Source organism: Hallerella sp. (assembly GCF_022776125.1).
Taxonomy (GTDB): Bacteria; Fibrobacterota; Fibrobacteria; order Fibrobacterales; family Fibrobacteraceae; genus Hallerella; species Hallerella succinigenes.
In genome coordinates this window covers 1-21,102 of sequence record NZ_JALFIA010000090.1, presented here as the reverse complement: position 1 = coordinate 21,102, position 21,102 = coordinate 1, and the positions used below count along the sequence as shown (strand labels likewise).

18 protein-coding genes and 1 pseudogene are annotated in these 21,102 nt (G+C 49.5%); 3 read left to right on the top strand and 16 right to left on the bottom strand.

Annotated elements, in window-relative coordinates:
- Window positions 1–49: 49 nt before the first annotated feature.
- The 8 genes and pseudogenes from uca to MR847_RS10775 all read right to left on the bottom strand — a co-directional run bounded on the left by uca (window position 50) and on the right by MR847_RS10775 (window position 9,435).
- Window positions 50–3,643 (bottom strand): urea carboxylase, encoded by a 3,594-nt coding sequence (uca, locus tag MR847_RS10810; protein WP_100425547.1) that lies wholly within the window; start codon window positions 3,641–3,643, stop codon window positions 50–52.
- Window positions 3,644–3,680: 37 nt separating this feature from the next.
- On the bottom strand, window positions 3,681–4,475 hold the full coding sequence (locus MR847_RS10805; RefSeq protein ID WP_100425546.1) for an alpha/beta hydrolase: 795 nt from the start codon (window positions 4,473–4,475) through the stop codon (window positions 3,681–3,683).
- A complete protein-coding gene (locus MR847_RS10800; protein ID WP_100425545.1) occupies window positions 4,468–5,109 on the bottom strand; it encodes a DUF1989 domain-containing protein in 642 nt (213 codons plus the stop codon). Before MR847_RS10800 ends, MR847_RS10805 begins: the two co-directional genes overlap by 8 nt.
- A 13-nt stretch (window positions 5,110–5,122) precedes the next feature.
- The gene (locus MR847_RS10795) at window positions 5,123–5,764 is read right to left on the bottom strand and encodes an urea amidolyase associated protein UAAP2 (protein ID WP_106519856.1); all 642 of its coding nucleotides are present in this window, start codon (window positions 5,762–5,764) and stop codon (window positions 5,123–5,125) included.
- A 15-nt stretch (window positions 5,765–5,779) separates the two neighbouring features.
- Complete coding sequence (locus tag MR847_RS10790) at window positions 5,780–6,496, bottom strand: urea amidolyase associated protein UAAP1 (protein WP_287723745.1); 717 nt, start codon at window positions 6,494–6,496, stop codon at window positions 5,780–5,782.
- Window positions 6,497–6,520: 24 nt separating this feature from the next.
- Window positions 6,521–7,360, bottom strand: coding sequence for an ABC transporter ATP-binding protein (locus MR847_RS10785; protein ID WP_287723744.1), 840 nt, complete (start codon window positions 7,358–7,360; stop codon window positions 6,521–6,523).
- Window positions 7,361–7,466: 106 nt separating this feature from the next.
- Window positions 7,467–8,411: pseudogene (locus MR847_RS10780) on the bottom strand (ABC transporter permease); the annotation flags it as partial.
- A 37-nt stretch (window positions 8,412–8,448) separates the two neighbouring features.
- Window positions 8,449–9,435, bottom strand: coding sequence for an ABC transporter substrate-binding protein (locus MR847_RS10775; protein ID WP_106519858.1), 987 nt, complete (start codon window positions 9,433–9,435; stop codon window positions 8,449–8,451).
- A 190-nt stretch (window positions 9,436–9,625) separates the two neighbouring features.
- On the opposite strand from MR847_RS10775, the gene MR847_RS10770 reads away from it, so the two are divergent.
- Both MR847_RS10770 and atzF read left to right on the top strand, forming a co-directional pair.
- The gene (locus MR847_RS10770; RefSeq protein ID WP_287723742.1) at window positions 9,626–10,600 is read left to right on the top strand and encodes an ROK family transcriptional regulator; all 975 of its coding nucleotides are present in this window, start codon (window positions 9,626–9,628) and stop codon (window positions 10,598–10,600) included.
- Between the two features lie 160 nt (window positions 10,601–10,760).
- Window positions 10,761–12,512, top strand: a complete 1,752-nt coding sequence (gene atzF / locus MR847_RS10765; protein WP_287723741.1) for an allophanate hydrolase — start codon at window positions 10,761–10,763, stop codon at window positions 12,510–12,512.
- Here the strand turns inward: atzF and MR847_RS10760 are convergent.
- A complete protein-coding gene (locus MR847_RS10760; RefSeq protein WP_287723740.1) occupies window positions 12,502–13,587 on the bottom strand; it encodes a tRNA dihydrouridine synthase in 1,086 nt (361 codons plus the stop codon). The two genes, atzF and MR847_RS10760, sit on opposite strands and share 11 nt — an antisense overlap.
- 104 nt (window positions 13,588–13,691) lie before the next feature.
- Between MR847_RS10760 and MR847_RS10755 the strand changes: the two genes are divergently transcribed.
- Window positions 13,692–14,045, top strand: coding sequence for an HU family DNA-binding protein (locus MR847_RS10755; protein ID WP_100426792.1), 354 nt, complete (start codon window positions 13,692–13,694; stop codon window positions 14,043–14,045).
- 69 nt (window positions 14,046–14,114) lie between these two features.
- On the opposite strand, the gene MR847_RS10750 is transcribed toward MR847_RS10755, so the two are convergent.
- Genes MR847_RS10750 through MR847_RS10720 form a run of 7 tightly spaced genes read right to left on the bottom strand, consistent with a single transcriptional unit; the run spans window position 14,115 to window position 20,906 of the window.
- Window positions 14,115–14,822, bottom strand: a complete 708-nt coding sequence (locus MR847_RS10750) for a pseudouridine synthase (RefSeq protein WP_106519861.1) — start codon at window positions 14,820–14,822, stop codon at window positions 14,115–14,117.
- A 23-nt stretch (window positions 14,823–14,845) separates the two neighbouring features.
- Window positions 14,846–15,679 (bottom strand): hypothetical protein, encoded by an 834-nt coding sequence (locus MR847_RS10745; RefSeq protein ID WP_287723739.1) that lies wholly within the window; start codon window positions 15,677–15,679, stop codon window positions 14,846–14,848.
- On the bottom strand, window positions 15,676–16,257 hold the full coding sequence (locus tag MR847_RS10740; protein ID WP_106519863.1) for an MlaC/ttg2D family ABC transporter substrate-binding protein: 582 nt from the start codon (window positions 16,255–16,257) through the stop codon (window positions 15,676–15,678). The genes MR847_RS10745 and MR847_RS10740 overlap by 4 nt, the downstream gene beginning before the upstream one ends.
- A gap of 1 nt (window position 16,258) precedes the next feature.
- Complete coding sequence (locus MR847_RS10735; RefSeq protein WP_287723738.1) at window positions 16,259–17,623, bottom strand: TolC family protein; 1,365 nt, start codon at window positions 17,621–17,623, stop codon at window positions 16,259–16,261.
- 19 nt (window positions 17,624–17,642) lie between these two features.
- A complete protein-coding gene (locus MR847_RS10730; protein WP_100425533.1) occupies window positions 17,643–18,347 on the bottom strand; it encodes a lytic transglycosylase domain-containing protein in 705 nt (234 codons plus the stop codon).
- Window positions 18,337–19,029 (bottom strand): hypothetical protein, encoded by a 693-nt coding sequence (locus MR847_RS10725; RefSeq protein WP_100425532.1) that lies wholly within the window; start codon window positions 19,027–19,029, stop codon window positions 18,337–18,339. The genes MR847_RS10730 and MR847_RS10725 overlap by 11 nt, the downstream gene beginning before the upstream one ends.
- Window positions 19,026–20,906, bottom strand: coding sequence for an alpha-amylase/4-alpha-glucanotransferase domain-containing protein (locus MR847_RS10720; protein WP_287723737.1), 1,881 nt, complete (start codon window positions 20,904–20,906; stop codon window positions 19,026–19,028). Before MR847_RS10720 ends, MR847_RS10725 begins: the two co-directional genes overlap by 4 nt.
- Window positions 20,907–21,102 lie beyond the last annotated feature (196 nt).

The following is a 21,102-nucleotide window of genomic DNA, read 5'->3' as shown; positions in this document are numbered from 1 at the left end:
CTGAAAAAAAATGCAGCATTATGGATAAAATGATTTCCAGGGCAAGGTTTTAAAGCGGTTTCACGGCAAAAAGACACTGCCCAGAACGGACCTCCATCGAAGTCTTGGCAAAGATCTGGGTGACTTCGACATCTTCGTCAGCGACGACCGGAATTTCGGTCTTCATGCTTTCGAGAATGGCGAGGGTGTCACCCGCATTCACCTTTCGGCCCGCTTCGGTGACCACGAGTTTCCAGAGGCTTCCCGCCACCGGAGAGTAAACGCCTTCTTCGCCTTCGCCAAGGGTGACGTCTGCAACCGGTGCGGCTTCTGCACTGTGACTTTCGAAAGTAAACTGGCCCGTGGCAATCCAGCGTTCCTTTTCTTCTTCAAATGCCTGTTTACGCTTGTTTTCAAAGGCGCTGATGGATTCCGCATTTTCGGCAAGGAACTTTTCATATTCCGTGATGTCGAATGAGCTTTCTTCAATCTTCACATGGAATTTGCCCGCAATAAAGTCTTTGCGCATCTGCAAAAGTTCATCCGCGCCGACTTCGTAATAGCGGATCTGGTCAAAGAATCGGAGCAGGTACGGCAGGGTGAAATCGCTCGTCTTCTTAAAACGGTTCCACATTTGCACGGTACGGCCAACGAACTGGTATCCGCCAGGACCTTCCATGCCGTAAACGCACATGTAAGCGCCACCGATACCGACTGCATTTTCCGGTGTCCACGTTCTGGCTGGGTTGTACTTGGTCGTGACAAGACGATGTCTCGGGTCGAGCGGTGTCGCCACAGGGGCGCCCAGGTAAACATCGCCAAGGCCCATCACCAGGTAGTCCGCATCAAAGACGATCTTTTTCACATCGTCGATCGAATCCAGACCGTTCACGCGGCGAATGAATTCAATGTTGTTCGGGCAGCACCAAGGAGCACCTGGGCGGACCGTGGAAACGTACTTCTGAATGGCAAGGCGCGTCTGCGGATCGTCCCAAGAAAGCGGCAGGTAAACCGTTCTCGTCGAAACCTTCGTCACCTTGTTCTTCTTCAAATGTTCCGCCAAGGAAGCGAGTTCCTGGAGCATTTCCGCTTGGCGGATTTTGCGGATGTCATAATGAATCTGGATTGAGCGGATGCCCGGAGTCACATCAATGACAACGTCCTTCAATTTTTCCTTGACTGCAAGCATCCACGAGTGCGCCGTAAAGCGCAAGCGCAAATCGATAATGGCCGGGCCGAATTCCAAGAGGACGTAATCGTCACCGTCTGCACGGACGACGATGTGTTCCATTTCACTTTCCTTGTGGAACTCGGCGATGACTGGAGTTTCCACCTTGGCGGCGACCAGAGCCGGAATTTTAGCAGGCGCTTCGGCAGGATTTTCAAGGTTCGCTTCACGGGCAAGGCGGATCTCTTCTGCAGCCGTTGCCGTCAGCGGAATGAATTTCACACGGTCACCGCTCTTCAGCTGACCGATCTTCCAAAGTTCCGAAGAAACGATCGTGACCGGACACGCAAAGCCTCCAAGGCTCGGGCCGTCTACACCCAAGATGATCGGCATGTCACCGGTAAAGTCCACAGTTCCCACCGCATAAGCGTTATCGTGCAAGTTAGAAGGATGAAGCCCCGCTTCACCGCCATCTGGACGCGCCCACTTCGGCTGCGGACCGATCAAGCGAATGCCCGTACGAGAAGAGTTATAATGCACTTCCCAGTTCGCCGCAAAGAAAGCGTCCACATCTTCCTTTGTCAAATAATCCGGAGCGCCGTGAGGTCCGTACATCACCCCGATTTCCCACTGGGTCGTGAGTTCGGGAAGCGCTTCTGCCGCAGGCGTCAAAGGTTCCGCAACGACCGCACTTCCGATGTGGAGAATGTCCCCTGCCGAAAGAGCGCGGCCACCATGACCGCCGAAGCCGCCAAGCGTAAACGTCGACTTGCTTCCCAGATAATCGGGAACGTCAATACCGCCGCGGACTGCCAAATAAGCACGCTGACCGAGTTTCGTCATGCCAAACTTTAGCACGTCACCGTCTTCAATCTTCACCGGCTGATTCTTGAGGCAAGGCTTTCCGTTCAGCTTCGCCGGGAATTCGCCACCCGTCCAAGCGATGATCGTCTTCGTATGGAAACAGATCGAACAGCCGGAAAGGGTCATTTCGATGCCTGCGGCACTTTCTGCGTTACCGACAATCTTATTGGCCAAGCGGAAGCTGTAATTGTCCATCGGACCGGAAGGCGGAATGCCCACATCCCACAAGTTCCGACGGCCCGGGTAATCCTGCACAGTCGTCTGCAGACCTGGGGCGAGAATTTCGAAAGTCGAATTTTCGTACTTGTAATCGTTCAAGATCCAAGTGGAAACTTTTCCCGAAACAAAGTCTTCCATTTCAAGCACATCCTGCAGCAGCTTGATATTCGTTTCAAAGCCGCAAAGCTTGACTTCGGAAAGGACTTTTTTCGCCTTGCAAATATTGTCTTCACGATCTTCGCCAGAAACGATCACCTTCGCAAGCAGCGGATCGTAAAAGGCGCTGACTTCGGTTCCGCGCGAAACCCAAGTATCCACGCGGACGCCTTTGGGGAAGCTCACTTCCGTCAAAAGACCGCTCGACGGGCGATAATTTTTGCCCGGATCTTCTGCATAGACACGGAATTCCATCGCGTGTCCCTTCGGGGTAAAAGTCGCGCCGATTTCAAACGGTCGAATGCCTGCAGCCTGTTCAATCATCCAACGGACAAGATCCACGCCGAAGACCGTTTCGGTCACGCCATGTTCCACCTGTAAACGGGTATTCACTTCGAGGAAGTAGAACTTGTCATCCTTGGCATCATAAATAAATTCGACCGTACCCGCAGAACGATACTTGACGCCCTGCACCAGGCGAAGCGCCGATGCATGCAAAGCCTTGCGAGTTTCTTCCGGAAGGCACGGGGCAGGCGTTTCTTCAACAACCTTCTGATTACGACGTTGCACAGAGCAGTCGCGTTCGCCAAGGACCACAGCGTTTCCTTCGCCATCGCCAAAAATCTGAACTTCCACATGGCGACCGCGTTCTACATACTTTTCCACAAAGAGTCCAGCGTTTTTAAAGTTGTTTTCGCTCAGACGCTTGATGCGGTCATAGTTTTCACGAAGTTCCTGTTCGCTATGGCAAATGCTCATGCCGATACCGCCACCGCCTGCGGTGCTTTTGAGCATCACCGGGTAGCCGATCTTAGAGGCGCCTTCGGCGGCGGCGTCTACGTTTTCCAAAAGTCCTGTTCCCGGTACAAGTGGCACTCCGAATTGCTCGGCGAGTTCCTTGCTGCGGTGCTTCAATCCAAATTCTACGAGCTGCTTCGGAGTCGGTCCAATGAATGCGACGCCATTCTCTTCCAAGGCCTTTGCAAATTCCGCATTCTCGCTCAAAAAACCATAGCCCGGATGAACTGCTTCTGCACCGGTCTGCTTGATTGCAGAAAGAATCGCTTCCACATTCAGATAGCTTTCCTTCGCCATCGCGGGTCCAATGCGCACTGCTTCATCTGCCATCAAAACATGAGCCGCGCATTCATCGGCATCGGAATAGACTGCGACAGACTGGACTCCCATTTCCTTGAGGGAACGAATCACGCGACAAGCGATTTCGCCGCGGTTTGCAATCAATACTTTCTTAAACATAGACAATTCCTCTTCAAATTTTGGGCTGTCTTTTTACTCACTTCAAAAGCGAAGCAAGCATCCGGCAAAGAACGCCGCTCGGATTTTCCAATTCATGCAGAATCGTAAAATGGTTGCAGCCTTCTAACAGACCAAATGTCACCGGAATTTTTTCTGCGGCACGCCGTGTCGCAAATTCAAGACTTTGACGGCGCAGTTCCGAAAGTTCCTCTGCACCAACGACAATCGCCATCGGCTTCGGAACACACGGAATTCGCATCGGGCTCAAGTTCAAAATTTCCTCTGGAGAAAGTTTCAACGCCTGATTCAAATAGCACCTGGAAATCGGTTCCAAGTCATAGATTCCACTCACCGCAAGCGCCGACAAAACCGAAGGTTCATCGAGCATCATCGCAGCCAAATGCCCACCCGCAGACCATCCGGAAACGACCATCTTTTCTGTATCCGCCAAAAAGGCTTTTGCAAATCCACAGATTTGGTGAATCGCACTTCGCACTTCTTGGACGATTTCCGAAAGGCTCGCCTCCGGTGCAAGCGTATAGCCGACCGAAGCCACGTGCATTCCCAAGGACAGCGGACCCTTTGCCAAAAAACGGAACGAATTCTTGTGCCGCATTTGCCAATATCCACCGTGGATGAACACAAAGATTCCCGCACCCGGATTTCCCGGGAAAAAGTCGAACTTTTCGCGGACACCTTTTCCATACGGAATATCCATCGTCTCCGAAAAACGGGCGGCAAGCGCATTGCTTCGCGCATCAAAGCCTTTCAAAAGCTCCGCGCTTTCCACTACCGCTTTCGTGTTATCGTATGCCGCATCCAAATCAAGCATTGAAAATGGCCATCCGAATCGGGGTGGGATTGTAATCGTTACAAGGATTGTTCAGCTGAGAGCAATCCGAAAGCAAAAAGAGAACATCCATTTCGGCGCGCAGATCGATGTACTTTCCGGGTCCCGAAATTCCGTCCGCGAATTCCAAGCGACCGGTGTCATCGAGAATCACTTTGGTGAAGAAGTTCAGATTGCACACCTGATCCCGCTTGCTCATGCCATAATCCTGCAACGTTCTCACAAACGTATCACGGCAGCTGTGCATGTAACGGGTCTTGTCCGTATAACGCACACAGTTTCCTTCTGCCGAACATCCGCTTCCAAGCGTATCATGTTCGCCACAAGTATCCGCAATCACCGTGAGCATTGGATTATCCTCATTCGAACGAATGACCGTTCCGAGTTCAATCATCGAATTCGCCTGGGCCGTAATTGTATTCTGTGCGCTGTATCGTTCCGACGTATCATGCGCATTATAAATCTGCACATCGCCCGACTGATTTCCTTCGACATCTATCAAGCGGAGCACCTGTCCTTTCTTTAACAAAAGCATTTTGCCTTCGCCTGCATAAGCCGTCACTTCAAAACAAGCATCTTCGATACGACGATCACTTTCTTTCCGTTTCGAATTCATAAAGCACCTCTTTTTAGTCCCAGATAATCATACGAATCGGGGTCGGATTATAAGCGTTGCAAGGATTGTTCAACTGCGGACAGTTACTCACCACCGCATACACATCCATTTCCGCTTTCATTTCCACATACTTGCCTGGGCTCGAAATTCCATCTGCAAAATTCAAATTTCCCTTTTCGTCAAAAGGCACGTACATGAAGAAGTTCAGGTTGTTCACCTGGTCACGCTTGTCAAGGCCCGGTTCCGCCAAAAGAACCTTCAAAAAAGAGTCTCGACAGGCGTGCATATAACGCTTGTCCAAGGAATAACGGCAGGTGTTGCTTTCGCAGGAGCAAGCGCTTCCAAGCGTATCGTGATCGCCGCAAAGGTCTGCAGTAATCGTGAGCATCGGATTGTCATCGTTCGAATAAAGAACCGTTCCGACACCCACAAGGCAATTCGCCTGACGTTGCACGGTCTGCTGCACGCTGTAACGTTCTTCTGGATTGTTCGCATTAATGAAGAGCGTGTCCACAGCCTGGTTCCCTTCCAAATCCAAGATTCGGAACGTCTGACCCTTTTTGATCAGATGCAGCCATCCTTCACCAGCCGGCACATCTTCCACGTAAACAGCATCTTCTTCCTTCAAGGAGCTTTCCAAATACTTTGTGTACATTTTTCATCTCCTCTTTTACAGGTTGTAATCAGCCGTGTTAATGAAACCGCGAGAATTCTCCGGGCAAGAGGTAAAGCACGGATCGTCCGCTGTCGAAGTCTCGCATGTGAGAAGCTCTACCTTCACCGGCTTTCTCAAGTATTCCTTCGACGGATTCAGCGGATGCATACCGGTATCGATCACGACAAGCGTATCCATTTCAGCACGGAGTTCCACATAATCACCCGGCTTCGAATTATTTTCCACAAAGGTCATCTTGCCGTCCGACGTCACCACGACCTTGCTGAAAAAATTCACCAGTTCCGTAAAATCACGTTTCGTCATCCCGTGCTTCCCCATTTCCACCAGCAAAGAATCGTAACCATTGCGGTAAAAATCGTTACGGAAGTTCTGGTAATTATGTTCGCCAAAACGTTCCTTGATAAGGCCCGCATGTGTGCAACCGCAAAGAGGATCATGCCAGCCCACCGTGTCCTTCACCACGCTCAAAAGGATGCGTCCCATATCGCTGTAAAGGCAGCAGTTTTCAGTAATACGGCAGATGTGCTGAATCTTCAAAGTGTCACCCAAGTTAAAGCGTTCCGAAAAATTCTTCGCGTTGTAGCAAAGAACCGAAGCGTTTGCACCGCCTTCCAAATCCGTCAAACGGATTTTCTGACCACGCTTCACCACGCGGGAATAATTCCAGCCACCCGCGATCGTTTTTGTGAGCAAGACATTTTCGTTTCCCATAAGATTACCTCTCTAATTGAAATTTTATCGTACGGCGTTCTTTTTGCCGACCATATTGACAATGTTGAACGTTTCTTCCTCAGGCTTCTTTTCCGAAACCGGATGGATCAAGTCTTCGACGTGTGACCGGAGTGTTTTGAATTCCGGAAGGAACAAGCTCTCTTCGGTACGCGGGCGCGGAACATCGACCGTAACCAGTTCTTTGACCTTGCCCGGATTTGCTTGGAGCGTCAAAATGCGATCCGAAAGGAATACCGCTTCATCCAAATCGTGCGTCACAAAAAGGATTGTGATGTCAATATTCTTCCAGACTTCGAGCAAGTACTTCTGCATTTGCGAACGGGTCTGCGCATCCAATGCGCCGAACGGTTCGTCCATCAGAAGCACGCGCGGTTGCGGTGCCAAGGCTCTTGCAATCGCAACACGTTGCTGCATACCGCCCGATAGTTGCTTCGGATAGTATTCCGCATACTTTTCAAGGCCTACAATCTGCAACCACTGCAAAGCGCTTTCTTCCGCATCGTTGTTTCCGTATCCCGATGAAATCAAGCCGAACATCACATTCTGCTTCACCGAAAGCCACGGGAAAAGCGTGTACTTCTGAAACACCATTCCGCGTTCTGCACTTGTACCCGAAACCTTTTTACCGTCGAGCAAAAAATGTCCGCTTGTAACTGTTTCAAGGCCTGCCGCAATGCGAATGAGCGTTGACTTGCCGCAGCCAGAAGGTCCGATGATCGAAAGGAATTCACGCCGTTGGACGCCAAAGGAAATCCCGTCCAAAACGCGCCGCGGACTGCCATCGCTTTCAGCGAAATCCTTGACAATATCTTTCGCTTCAAGAATGAATTCAGAGCTTTCCATGATTTTTTTCCTTCAAAGCTTTTTCTTCCGGAGTCAAACGGAACGAGAACACATAGTTTCTAGGAGACATCAGTTCACGGCGAATCTTCGTCAAGAATCCGATGCGGCCACTTTCCCAAGCGAACAGGTCCTTGCCTATCTTATCGAGAATCAGGTCACAGCCAAGACCGATGATACCCAAGATGACAATCGCCGCATAAACATTGTCGAAGTTGCGGTACTTCGCCTGCTGATTGATGAACCAGGTGATACCGGAACTCGTACCGACCACTTCTGCAACGATCAAGTATGTCCATGCCCAACCGAGCAGAATGCGCATATCCTTGTAAATCTTCGGCGCAACTTCCGAAATAACGACCTTCATCAAAACGCGTACCGGAGACGCGCCTAGAGTCCGAGCCGCTTCTGTCAAAGCGGGATCCGCACGTCGCATCGTTGCGCTTAGCATCGGAACCTGCTGGAAGAACGTACCGATGATGATAATCGCTACCTTCGGTGCATCGTTAATGCCGAGAATCGCTACCGCCAAGGCTCCAAACACAGGCGCTGGGAAGTAGCGAAAAAATTCAATAAAAGGCGCTGTCAGTTTTTCAAAGAACGGAATCGATCCGCTTAAAATACCGAGTGGCAAACCGACAAGGCTCGACAAGAAAAAAGCGAGGAACACAATCTTGATCGAGTGGAGAATGCTTTCGTGAAACCACAAATCGCCATCGCGCTTCGGCGGCGTCTTGAAGGCGGTCACCAAAGCCTTTGCCACTTCATGCGGAGCCGGCAGGTACGTCGGATTCTTACGGACTCCCGTCATCGGCTTTTCGCCTGCAGCAACCAGGCTTGCATTTTCTGCAGCAAAATTTTCTTTTGCAATCTCATCGCCCGGTTCACAAAACAGACTGCCACCAGCATCCGAAACCTGTACCAACGGATGATAGATAAACGGGATATAACTCACCGCACTCCACACAGCGAGCGGTATCACAAAGGAAAGGATGGCGAGAATTAAACTTCCTCTTTTTCCAAGATTCTTTCTAATTCCAATGGGACAGTTCATGTTTTGCAATTCCAGGTTGAGATGTTGAGAAAACGTTTTACTTGGAACTTTTCACAAAGTCTTCCGTAAAGGTCGGAACGATATAGCGCTTGGTATCCACATTCTTTTCGTAGACGCGATTCTTCACAAAGAAATCGTTCACCCACTTGGAAGATCCGTAGATCGAGCTGAAACCGTTATCCGTCTTTTTGAAGTACTTCAGGCTTTCGCCAACACGAAGGAACTTGGTACCGCCGAGGAATCGGGAGTAAAGCTTTTCCGAAACACCGACACGGTCCGCCAAAATCTTCACCATTTCTTTTTCATTCTTCGGATCGTTGATATAGGCCACCACATCGTCCCAGACAGCAACCACCTTCGCCCATTCATCCTTGTACTTCATCATGGATTCTTGGGAAACCGCGAGCACGTCATAGATAATGCCCGGCTCATTTGCACTGGTATAGAGTTCCGTCGACCCGGCGATTTTATCCAAGGCATTCACCGAATGCGGAACCCAAGCGACAACCGCAGAAACGTCACCGCTTTCCAAGGTTTGCACAGCTTGATGGGTCGCCATATTGACCAGCGTAACATCGGATTCCTTCAAACCGTTCTTGGTTAACGCATTGATTAGCAAAGCGTGGGAAAGGCAACCGATTTCCACACCGATCTTCTTCCCCTTCAGATCCCGGATTGACTTGATTCCTGGAGCGCCGATAATCTTATCGTTACCGTTGCTGTAGTCATTAATCAGGATCGTCACGTTACGTGCGCCGGTTGCATTCAACACCATCGCATCGCCATTCGAAACGCCCACGGCGTCCACTTTCTTTGCGGCGAAAGCATCCATCGAAGGTCCATATTCAAACCATTCGAGCTTCACATTCACGCCGTGCTTTTTAAAGAAACCCTTCTTGTCCGCAATTTCCCAGGCAGTCCAACCGGGCCAATCGCTGTAGGCAATTTTCAGAACAGGCTTGTCGGCATAAAGAGCAGCAACCAGAAGCAGAGAAACCATCATCATCCATTTGAACTTTTTCATATAGACCTCACTGAAAGGAATGTTCGCATTCCCTTTCCGCAAAATCAATGCCAAAACATTCCAATTCGTGAAAATTCAGTCAAAAAAGGCACGTCTCAAGATTTTGCAATAAAACTTCCCACAGACATTGACAACTTCATAAAATTATTTTATAAAGTTTATACAAAATTGTTCCGACTATAAAAAAGTTATGCCCCACGACTCTACAAGAAAGATACGCCAGATCTTACTCGAAAACGGCTCCATCACCAAACCGGAGCTTGCCAAATTGACGAATTTAACCGTCGCCACATGCGGCTACATCTTAAACGGTCTCGTTGAAAACGGCGAAGTCATCGCCGAAAACTTCCGCACATCCAGCGGTGGGCGCCCCGCCATGTCATACCGCTATAATTCCGAACGGTGCCGATTCCTCTGCCTGTACGCGCTCTTTGAAGGCGGTGCAGAAAGCATCCACTACCGCATCACAGATGCGATGTACGGGCTACACGGCAAGGGCGAATTCAAATGCAAAAACATCAAATTAAAAAGCCTTCTCCAGTGTGTTCAAAAGCTCTTAAAACAGAACCCGAAAATCTGCATGATTTCCATCGGCGTTCAAGGCGGCGTCAGCCAGGGAAGCGTGGAATTCAGCGACTTCCCTGACCTCAACGGAATTAACCTCAGCCACGAAATGGAGCAGAAAACAGGCATTCCGACCTATGTCGAAAACGACATGAACGCAATCGCTCTCGGATATTCGCAAAGAAATGCCAACGAAAAAAACGTCGCCATACTCTTTACGCCCAAGGGAAATCCTCCCGCAGGAGGCTTTCTCGTCGATGGCAAAATCCTCCGCGGAAACGCCAATTTTGCCGGTGAACTTTCCTATTTCCCGTTCCCGTTTTCCAGAAATCAGCAGCTCGACATCTTTGACAATGTGAAGAGCGCCCTCCCCTATATCCGGCAAGTTCTCTTCGCAACGGTCGCCTTCCTCGACCCTGCCGTCATCGTTTTTACAGGGGGCCTTGCCGAAAAGCTTTCCAAGGCAAATCTGGACATGCAAATGCGAAACCACTTGCGCAGACCGCAACTTCCAAGGCTCTTCTTCATCACGGATTCTTCGGACGAATATTTCCTCGGCCTCACAAAAATCGCGACGGAACATTTCCTCCAAAACGACTGATTTTCACCACGCCATTTTTGTTATTACAACTTACATACTTTAACATATTTGTCTGTAAGTTTTCGCTTCAAAAAATGCACCTTTTTTAACAGAAATTTCCCTTCGCCAAGTTCCAATTTAATACTACTTTATAAAATGATTTTATAAAGTAGAGGTTCTTATGGAATTGGAAATTTCTTCCCTGCTCTCCGCCTACCGTTCCCACACCCTCACTCCGCGAGAACTCCTGGAATCCCTTTTCGCCGAAATAGAAAAAGCTCCGGCCGCTATCTGGGTTTCCAAAATATCCGAGGGACAGTTGGACTCCTATCTAAAAAAACTGGAAGCCAGGGATCCCGAAAGCCTTCCCCTGTACGGCATTCCCTTCGCTATCAAAGACAATATTGACTGCGAAGGATTTGAAAGCACAGCCGCCTGCCCCGCTTATGCATACAAGCCTTCACGTTCCGCGTTCGTCGTCAAACGTCTCATGGATTTCGGCGCAATCCCGCTCGGTAAAACGAACATGGACCAGTTCGCTACAGGCCTTGTCGGCGTCCGCTCGCCCTACGGCGCAATTCCGAATAAATACGTTCCCGAATACATCTCGGGAGGATCGAGCTCCGGTTCCGCCGCAGCTCTCGCCTATGGCCTCTGCAGTTTCTCTCTCGGCACAGACACTGCAGGTTCCGGCCGTATACCGGCAGCTTTCAACAATCTCGTCGGCGTCAAACCGACCCGTGGCATTCTCAGCACAAACGGCGTGATCCCAGCCTGCAAAAGCTTGGACTGCGTTTCCATTTTCGCCCTGAACCATGCAGACGCCCGCTACGTCCTAAACCTCGCCACCGCTGAAGACTCTGAAGATGCCTATTCCCGAGTCGCCCCGTGGAACGAACCGAACGGATCCGCAAAGCGTCTTCCCGAAGACTGGACATTCGGAGTTCCCGCCGAAAATGAACTCGAATTTTTTGGCAACTCCGGTTACAAGGAAGCCTTTGAAAAAGCCGTCAAAGTCTTTGAAAAAGCAGGCGGGAAAAAGGTCACCATTCACTTTACCCCGTTCCTCGAAGCGGCCCGCCTGCTTTATGAAGGCCCTTGGGTCTTTGAACGTTACGACGCTGTCGGCAAGTTCATCGATGAACATCCCGAAGAAATTCACCCGGTCACCAAGGCGATCATCAGTCCCAAAACCACACCGCATCCGAGTGCCGTCTTCGCAGGTTTTCACGCTTTGCAAGAAAAAAAGAAAATCGCCGAGCGTGAATTTTCCAAGGTAGACATTATCCTAACGCCAACCGCAGGCACCACTTACAAAACCGCCGAAGTCGAAGCAAACCCGATCCAGCTGAATTCCAATCTCGGCTATTACACAAACTACATGAACCTGCTCGACTATTCCGCACTTGCAATTCCCGCAGGAACAGCCAAAAGCTCCGACCCGAACGTTTCGGAATTTCCCTTCGGCGTGACCCTCGTCGGCAAAGCCTTTGACGATTTCATGCTTCTCGACGTCGCCGAAAAGGTTTCTCCCTTTTTCAGTTCCAAAGTGGAATTTGCCGTTTGCGGGGCACACTTAAAAGGCGAGCCTCTGCATTACCAGCTTGAGTCCGCGAATTTCATCGAAGCGACGACAACCGCGCCCGAGTACAAAATGTACGCCTTCCAAGACGGAAAGATTCCAAAGCCTGCGATGATTTTCGGAGGAACTTCGAGCTTCTACGTCGAAGTTTACGCCCTTTCCCCAGCGGAATTCGGAAAGTTCGTGGCGAATATTCCAGCGCCTCTCGGCATGGGAAAAATCAAGCTTTCAAGCGGAAAGATCGTTTCCGGTTTTATCGGCGACACCTCCATTTTGCAAAAAGCAGACGAAGGCCTGGCCAAAGATATTTCCATTCTGGGTGATTGGAGAAAGTACCGTCTTAGCCTTTAAACTGCCGCTCGAAGGAAATCGTATCTTCCTTGCGGCCGTTCAAGTTCATCAGGCGCTCCGGTGCAAAAGTCATCGCATTCGCTTTCGCGTAATCCTTAAAAAGTTCGACGCGTTCAAAGAATTCTTCGGGCGACTGGCTCGTCAAAACCTTTTGGCGGAACTCGGGCGTTTCCGGAACAAAGCCTTTGCAAAGGCGCGCCGCGAGCTGCTTTAAGCGTCCCAGCGCCCCGAACGGTGTCGATGTACTTTCTTCCATCATAAAGTCGTAATACGTCTTAAAGACCGAGCAAGCTTCTTCCGCCGTCACCACACGCGGAGCCTTGCCTTCCAGCGCATCGGCAATTTCACCAAAGAGCCACGGATTGTGCATCGCAGCGCGTCCAATGGAAACGCCTTTCACGTCATATTTTTCTAGACATTCCAACGCAAACTGCACACTGTTCACATCGCCGTTTCCGACGACCGGAATCCTTGCCGCGCTGGCGACTTCCCCGATCAAGTCCCAGTTTGCAAAACCGTTGTAACCCTGCACACGCGTTCTGCCATGCACAGTCAGCATATCGGCGCCTTCGCCTTCCGCAATCTTCAAGGTTTCCATCACGTTGATGGAATTTTCATCCCAGCCGACTCGACATTTAAGAGTCATCGGCACCGAGACCGCCTTTTTGACTTCGCAAAGAATTTCCTTTAAGCGCGGCAGGTCTTTTAAGAGTCCTGCACCGCCACCTTTCCCCGCTACCTTCGGAACCGGGCAACCCGCATTCACTTCGATATAATCCGGTTTGAGCGATTCCAGCACATGCGCCGCATAAGCCATACGTTCTGGATGGCGCCCAAAAATCTGAATGCCAAACGGACGTTCTTCCGGATAAAAAATCAACTGTTTCCGATTCTTCAAAATGAACGGAGAAGCGCCATCCGTAGACACGAATTCCGAAACCAACAGGCCCATCCGATTCCCCGAAAGGACCCGGCAAAGGCGGCGAAAAGGCGCGTCCGTCACACCGGCCATCGGAGAAAGCACCGTACACGGGGAAACGCGGATATTTACAATCTGAAACTCGTTTTTCAACATTTATTCACACTTGTCCACGAAATAGCCAAAGAATAAGCGACGAAAAAAAGAAAAGAACCGTTCCAAAAGTAGATTTTTTCAGCCAAGGTTCTTATATTTTGAACGTGGCTAATGTAACAAAACAAGATTTGATTCAGGACGTAACGAGCGCAACAGGCTTCGTGAAGAACAAGGTACGTGTTGTTGTGGAACAATTCCTGGACCTCGTTGGTGAATCCCTCGCAGAGGGAAATTCCATCGAGATCCGTGGATTTGGGACGTTCGTAAATAAAGAACGCAAAGCACGTCCGGCACGTAACCCGAAGACGGGTGAAACAGTGTACCTGCAGCAGCGTACCATCCCTACTTTCAAGTTCTCCGCTGACATCAAGGCTGCAATCGCCAAAACGGCAAAGGCGGCTACCGCTCAGGCAGAGCTTTCGGAAGTCGGTTCGGCAACCGTCCAATCTACTCTCTAAGCCTTTCCAAATTCTTTAAAACGAAAAAGCCGCAATCCCTGGAGACTGCGGTTTTTCATGTTTAAGCGCTTACTGGAATTCCGCCCTTTCTTCCGCGGTCAGGAATCTCCATTTTCCCAGTTCGAGCTGCGGATCGAGCTTCACATGGCCGATCGAAATGCGTTCCAAGTCTTCCACATGGTTCGAAACGGCGGCGAACATGCGACGCACTTCGTGATAAACGCCTTCCGCGATCGAAATCTTCACGACCGTATCCGAAACCTTTTCCAGTTCCCGTGCAATGAAAAGCTTCTTTTCGCCCTTCAGCTGCACCCCTTCTTTCAAAACGCGAATCTGCGGATCGGTAATCGGACTGGCAAGCTTTGCCACATAGGTTTTGAGCATGCCCTTCTTCGGGCTTTCCACGCGGTGAATAAACTGCCCCTGGTTCGAGAACAAAAGAAGCCCGTGCGAATCCGCATCCAAACGTCCCACGCAGTTCAGGCCCATTTCAAGCATCCGATGCGGAAAGGATTCAAATACGGATTCATGATCGCGCGGCTGATGGCTGCACTCCAGTCCACACGGCTTGTTCATCATCAAATAAAGTTCTTCAAACGTCGGCACTTCTTCGCCATTCACCATAATCGTTTCCGGCTTTGCGTCGAGTTCTTCAAACGGATCTTCCACCGTTCTTCCCGCAAGTTCCACAAGTCCCGCACGCACCAAGGCACGGCATTCCTTACGGGTTCCAAAACCGAGTTTTGACAGCAATCTTTCCACAGTCAATTTCTGCATTTCATCCTCTTGATATCAAACTTTTAATCCGCCGCTAAAAAGCGAACAACCCAACGTCGCCAAAAAATCAAACGGAACTGTTCCGGATTCTTCCGGTAGCGGCGAAGGTTCCACAAATACAAAAGCACAAGTCCGAGCACGGACCAAACACTCACAAGGCCAAAGCCCAGAATCCGGGCAATCGAGAACGATGCAACAAAACCACCTTCCACTTTTAGCGGACGGCTTCCTTCCCAGTCCATCAAAAATTCCCAGTTGTTGAAAAGCGGTATCGTACCGCACAAAAAATTCAAGCCGCCCATCGCATAGCCCATGTCTTCGTAATCCTCCAAACGAATACCATCGACAACGGTCGGTTCAAAGTAACAGTGGAATATGCGAAAGAAAGCCTTTGCAATCTGGAAGCAATCCTTCAGTAGCTTTTTATCAAAGCGCGGGTCAAGCACCAGGGTCAAAAATTCTTCATCGGAAGATTTCTTTTTCGACTTCTTTTTCGATTTTTCAGACTTTTTTTTATCGGATTTCTCTTCCGATTTTTCCGCGGCTTTTTTTTCGGACTTCTCGTTTGCAGGAGCTTTGGCTTCAACAGACTCTTCCTTCTTCCAAGGATTTTCGTCGTCAAAGTCGTCTTCTTCGCTTGCGCGTATTTCTTCTGCCGTCGCCACGTCCACTTCTTCTGTGGCTACCGATTCTTCTACCGTTTCCTCTTCGGTCGTAAAGACCTTCTTGCGAAAGATCCGGACTTCGAACTTACCCGCATTCTTCTGTACGCGAAACAAAAAACGGACTTTCACCGGGAAAAGTAAAAGTCCGCCTCCAATAATCGCAGCTAGAATGACGAGAGCGTCAAAAATCATTCTTCGATTTCGTCAGCCTTCTTCTTGATCGTTTCGAGAAGTTCGCCAAAGCTCTTCGTCTTCAGAATCGTTGCAAACTGTTCCTTGTAATTGCGAGCTGTCGAAAGGTCGTCAATCACCAAGTCCCAAGCCATCCAGTTGCCGTTTTCCAATGTCATCTTATAAACGAGAACGGATTCCTTGCCCTTGTACCAGAGATGCGCCGTCACATTCGCTTCCGTATTGTTCTTCTTCAGCTTCGGAGCATCGTAAATCGTACTGTCGGTGCGATACATTTCAAGACGCTTTGCACTCGAATTGCGCACCATACGTTGAAATTCCGTTGCAAAGGAATCCTTCGAAGCATCATCGAGAGAGGCCCAGGTTTCTTTCGGCAGGGTTTTTTCCGCAAGACGCTTAAAGTTGAACACATCACTCAACAGAGCCTTGACGCGTTCATTGTCCTTCTTGTTCAGGCTCTTCTTTTTCAAAAGAGTCTGCAATTCTTTGTCGTTCTTGGAAATCGCCTGAACCGGATCAGCCGCAAAAGCCGTCACAAAAGACATAGCGACAATCGAGAGAAGTATTTGAATTTTCATATTATTTACCCAAATCAAGTTGATGATATTCGGAAAGGGAAAGTCCCATCCGACTGATCAGTTCCGCAAATGCAATGTTGTACTTGCAGACTGCATAATAATAAGACTTCTGAAGCATCAGGTTATCCTTGTAAGCCGAAACGAGTTCACTCGTATTCGAAGGATCCAGATCGTACTTCATCGCGGCGCTCTTCAAAATGGATTCGCTCGCTCTCAAGCTTGAACGCAAGCTTTCGAGCTTCGCCTTCGCACCTTGCGTCTGAATGTACTGTTCTTCCATCTGCAAAAGAATTCCTTCCGACGCATAATTTTCTTTCAGTTTCAAGCCGCGCAATTCTGTCCGCGCTGAAACATAAGAACTCCAACTGCGCCAAAAGTTCAAATTGTAACGCACGCCAAAGCCGATCGCACCCGAAATCTTGTTCACCGCATCCTGCGCAAAGGCGTTCTTCTGCACCGCGGTACGGTTTCCCGCCCAAGACTTCACATAAGTAAATTCACCCATCAAGAAGAACTGCGGACCGAGCTTCGCTTCTGCCAGTTGCAGCTGATACTGCCTCGCTTCAAGCCCCGCATTCAAACGCTTCAAATCCGGATGATGCCGCACCGCAAGCTCCTTCGCTTCGTCGAGAGTCGGAAAATATTCCGACCGTTCCGCAAGGACCGTGTCCATCGGAGCAAAGGTTTCGTTTGAATCGAGCCCGAGCGAGAATTTTACGGCGAGCTTCACACGGGCAAGTCCGTTTTCCGCATCGATGATCGCCTCGTCAAGCGTATGACGGCTCGCTTTGAGCCTCAGCAGGTCGGTCTGCGAAACATTCGGATCGTCATCGTCCAAGGCTTCTTCGAGTTTTTCTTCCGCACGGTCCATCTGTTTTTTGGCATCGGCCGCCAAGCGGTTCATTTCAAGAGCGAGCAGATAGTTGTAATAATACGTTTGCAGTTCGACGCTTTTTTCATGTTCCTTGCCGATGACGCTCATTTCTGTCTGGCGCAGGTCCGCTTCTGCCGCTTTTTTTCCGACCTTGTACTGTCCGTAATTCAACGGTTGCACAGCCTTAATTTCCGTTCCAAAGAACGGTCCCATTTTCGTAAAATCCCACGTATCAACGGTATCGCCCCAATCGTCCACGGTTTCCTTCAAACCGGGAGCGGGTCCCACCATCATGGAAATTTCAAATTTGGAAAGAATGGCAGCCGCCTTGATCTCAGAAATCTTGTTCTTCTTCGCTTCAGTCGAAAAACGGGATTCCGCAAGCATCGGATCCATCGAAAGGCCTCTTTCGACAAAGCCCTCGCAATCATACCGCACTTCCGTAGCGAAAGCGACCGCGATTAACAACAAGGGCAAAATCCGAAAAATCATCCCCCTGAATTTAGAAATCCTAAGGCATTTCGCCTATCCTTTCACGGACAAGCCGCTGTAATTTCCGATATTTTGCCAAAACACTTTCATAATAGTTTGTCGGCAGAGGCGTTCCACTTCGAATCTTGGAATCCACCCCACCCTGCCCTAGATTGTAGGCTATGATTGCTTTCTTCAAATCTCCATAACGCCCCACCAGCCGCATCAGGTATGCGCTTCCCACAACCACGCTCACTTCCGGACGCAAAAGATCCGAACCGTCGTTCACCACTAATCCAAAACGCTTTCCAATTGACTGGGCTGTAGGCACTTTCAACTGCATCAAGCCATAGGCTCCCGACTCCGCGCCGCTCCGATACCGTCCCTTCGCATTCGGATTCCCCTTGCTTTCCTGAAAAACAATCGCAGGGATCAGCAGCGGATCAAAACCGTAATTACGCGAAATCATCCAGATTTCATCGCTCAGCATCTTCTTCTGGGCAGAGGTCATCTTATTCTTTGAGACAATATCCAATGCGAAATAGATATGGCAATAGTCTAGCGTCCAATTCCGATACTTGATGTATTGCACAGCTTCCTTCTGCAAACGCGCTTCCCGAATCGAAAGCTGATTCATCTGGACCGAGCCATACCACCAAAAACCGATAAAGCCCGCCAACAGGCCTATCACCGCAATCAAAACGATTGCCGAGGGGATTGCAGACAGCCGGACGTTATTTTTCACGGCGGCGAGTCTCTAAACGGTCCAAATATTTCGTCCAGTTGCGAATGCGCGTCTCTGAACGCTTGGAAGTCGTCGAATCAATGATCAAACCTAAATTTTTAAGCGGCCCGATCATCGACTGCAAATAATCGAGTTCATTTCGCATCCGCTCCGTTTCCTGTTCCATTTCCAAGACATGCGCTTCCCGAACACGGATTTCTTCCTGCTGCCCCCGGATAATCCCGTACAAGGTAAAGAACCATCCCAATAGAACAAAGATCAACACCAACGCCACAAACGGACTCAAGCGGATACCCGTCTGCTTGTTGTAATAGGCTCCTACAGCTCCGATCGCAGCAAGAACGCCCTTGCGCCGGTAGGTTTTCCAGTTTCCCGTCACCGCAAAGATATGCGCATACGGCGCAAAGAAATTCTTATTTTCATCCCCATTATAAACAAGTACAAGTTCCGTATCTTTCTGCTTCGCCTTTTCCAAAAAATCCAAGAAAAGCTTCAGATATTCCTTGTCCGTAAAGCGAGCTCGGTCCACGTCCAAAAACCAACGCTTTCCTGGGCCATCCATAATGCGATTGACCTTTTCACGCAACGGCGCAAATTGCGTAAAGCCAAAAGTTCCGCTAATGCGCACATAGACTTCTTGGTCGGATTCTTCTACAAATAAATCGATCTGTTCCGAATTCATAAAAAGAATCCCCGCTTAGAAAAATCCATGTGAATACCGAAATCGGTTTCACCCTGGCCCTGCAATTTTAAATTCCAAAACAAGAACAGTCGAACGCCCTGCACCACGGTCGGCGCCGCGGTCTGGTGAGATCCCATAATCCAATTCAACGCGACCTTCACCGGCTGCGAAAAACGGAATCGGAAAGCATAGGAAAGCAGACCGTCTTTGAGAGACACCACCGTCGCATCCGGAAAGAGCAACGGCACACTTGCGTCAAGGGAAACGCTCTGCCCGTTGATCTTCAACGAATAAGCCCTTTGACCGTGGACTTTGCGAACGCCCAAATTCAGCTCTGTTCCAAAGTAGGCTTCCAAATCCGAAAACGTTCCATTCGTCAAGGCGTAACGCACATCGAGTTCCGAATTCGAACGGTTCAATTCAAATTTTTTGTCGATATGCAAAACATGTTCCTTACCAGCGACATTCGCCATCTGCTCCGCGCGAAGCATCACGCCCAAAGAGTTTTCCTTCCGCTCAATCTCATAATCATACGGCGCAGAAAGAATGCCTTGGCCATCATTCAATGCGGCATCGATCTGCTTCATATCCGTTAGGGACGTCGGAAGCAAATGATCCGCGAAGGCACGCGGCACATCACCGTTCTGCTGAAAGGCGCTCACCAGGTTCAGCTGGGCTGGCTTATAAACCAAAGAACGCAAAGTCGCGCCCTTCCGCTGTTCCAGCAAGAACTGCAAATTAGAATTGTTCACCAGAATTTGGCGATTCCCGTTGCGCAAAAAATCCGAGACTTCTACACGTCGACCATCGAGCTTCGCTCGATTTTCAATTTCTTCTTCAACAGCGATAATACTCGCATTGCCTTTCCAACGTACAACCGGACTGCGCACACCTTCGTTATCATAAAGATCCGCGTAATACTCCGGAGCCATCAACGGCAAAAGCTTTCTCTGCACACCCAAAAGTTCCTTTTCCGGCAAAAGGCTCTTCGCGTGGGAATTGGCGATCAGCAATTGCTTGTGCATCAAATCCGCTTCCGGACGGCGTAAAAGAAGTTCTCGACAGCTGTGCGAACCCGCAGGAAGCCCCACGTTCGTTCCGATATCGCTCATCAGGTTCACCTTTCCACCCGAAGATTCCTCTAAAACATGGGAAAGCGTCCAGAATTGAAAAGAGAACTGTTCAAAATTTTCACGCAAGCGCTTAAAGAAAGCTCCTATTTTCTCCAAGCTCGAAAGCGGAATCGCTTGCGTCACAACCCATGTCGTCTCGCTTTCACCTAAAGATTCCAGCTTCGCTTGCAGCGTAGAAGACTCTTGCAGCAAAACTTCGCATAAATTCTGGCAAATGAGCAACAGCCGCATGACCGAGTCACGGTCTTCCGCTGTATACCAGCCCGTCACCCGCGTCGCACGCCCTAAAGTATCCTGCAAACTTTTTTCCGAAACCAGCGTATAGCGGAATCCCTGCTTCGCAAGCACTTCCGTCATCCCAATTTCCCAGGCCATCGAGGAATTAAAGTACCCCACAGGCTCTGTCTGGAAAACTTTTTCCACCAAACAGAAATGTTCTTTCAACTGAAGTTCTTGAAGCTCTGTCGGAAACAGAGGAAGCATTGCATCATAAAAACCCCCGCCTACAATTTCAAGTTTCCCCTCTCGGATTGCACCACGCATCCAAACAATGTCAGCGATGTTCTGCTTATTCCACACCTGAATAACGTTTCCAGGCAAGTATAAAGACAGACGAATTTTGCATTCTTCTAAAAGCTTTCGAATTTCAACTGCAATCTGAGAATACAGTACATCAAAAGAACCTTTTTTCAAATCAAAAGGATCTTTGATATACAGCAGGAGTGATAATTTCTGCGGTTTCATTCTTCAAAAATAGAACAAAAAAGCCATTTTGTAGAAAACTCACCCCGAAAGAAAAGTAATTTCAAACAAAACAGTTAAACCCTTTAAAACACAGAAGGCGGACCCGGGTCCGCCTTTTCAACACGGAGCCTTTTTCAGGGCCAAGGCCACAAGGGAAGATTCCGGGGGAAAAAGGAAGGGCCCCCGCGATGTCCCG

What these genes read in the sequence shown, in the direction of transcription:
- uca (WP_100425547.1), bottom strand. Translation starts at nt 3,643, where the DNA reads ATGTTTAAGAAAGTATTGATTGCAAACCGCGGCGAAATCGCTTGTCGC.
- MR847_RS10805 (WP_100425546.1), bottom strand. Translation starts at nt 4,475, where the DNA reads ATGCTTGATTTGGATGCGGCATACGATAACACGAAAGCGGTAGTGGAA.
- MR847_RS10800 (WP_100425545.1), bottom strand. Translation starts at nt 5,109, where the DNA reads ATGAATTCGAAACGGAAAGAAAGTGATCGTCGTATCGAAGATGCTTGT.
- MR847_RS10795 (WP_106519856.1), bottom strand. Translation starts at nt 5,764, where the DNA reads ATGTACACAAAGTATTTGGAAAGCTCCTTGAAGGAAGAAGATGCTGTT.
- MR847_RS10790 (WP_287723745.1), bottom strand. Translation starts at nt 6,496, where the DNA reads ATGGGAAACGAAAATGTCTTGCTCACAAAAACGATCGCGGGTGGCTGG.
- MR847_RS10785 (WP_287723744.1), bottom strand. Translation starts at nt 7,360, where the DNA reads ATGGAAAGCTCTGAATTCATTCTTGAAGCGAAAGATATTGTCAAGGAT.
- MR847_RS10775 (WP_106519858.1), bottom strand. Translation starts at nt 9,435, where the DNA reads ATGAAAAAGTTCAAATGGATGATGATGGTTTCTCTGCTTCTGGTTGCT.
- MR847_RS10770 (WP_287723742.1), top strand. Translation starts at nt 9,626, where the DNA reads ATGCCCCACGACTCTACAAGAAAGATACGCCAGATCTTACTCGAAAAC.
- atzF (WP_287723741.1), top strand. Translation starts at nt 10,761, where the DNA reads ATGGAATTGGAAATTTCTTCCCTGCTCTCCGCCTACCGTTCCCACACC.
- MR847_RS10760 (WP_287723740.1), bottom strand. Translation starts at nt 13,587, where the DNA reads ATGTTGAAAAACGAGTTTCAGATTGTAAATATCCGCGTTTCCCCGTGT.
- MR847_RS10750 (WP_106519861.1), bottom strand. Translation starts at nt 14,822, where the DNA reads ATGCAGAAATTGACTGTGGAAAGATTGCTGTCAAAACTCGGTTTTGGA.
- MR847_RS10745 (WP_287723739.1), bottom strand. Translation starts at nt 15,679, where the DNA reads ATGATTTTTGACGCTCTCGTCATTCTAGCTGCGATTATTGGAGGCGGA.
- MR847_RS10740 (WP_106519863.1), bottom strand. Translation starts at nt 16,257, where the DNA reads ATGAAAATTCAAATACTTCTCTCGATTGTCGCTATGTCTTTTGTGACG.
- MR847_RS10735 (WP_287723738.1), bottom strand. Translation starts at nt 17,623, where the DNA reads ATGATTTTTCGGATTTTGCCCTTGTTGTTAATCGCGGTCGCTTTCGCT.
- MR847_RS10725 (WP_100425532.1), bottom strand. Translation starts at nt 19,029, where the DNA reads ATGAATTCGGAACAGATCGATTTATTTGTAGAAGAATCCGACCAAGAA.
- MR847_RS10720 (WP_287723737.1), bottom strand. Translation starts at nt 20,906, where the DNA reads ATGAAACCGCAGAAATTATCACTCCTGCTGTATATCAAAGATCCTTTT.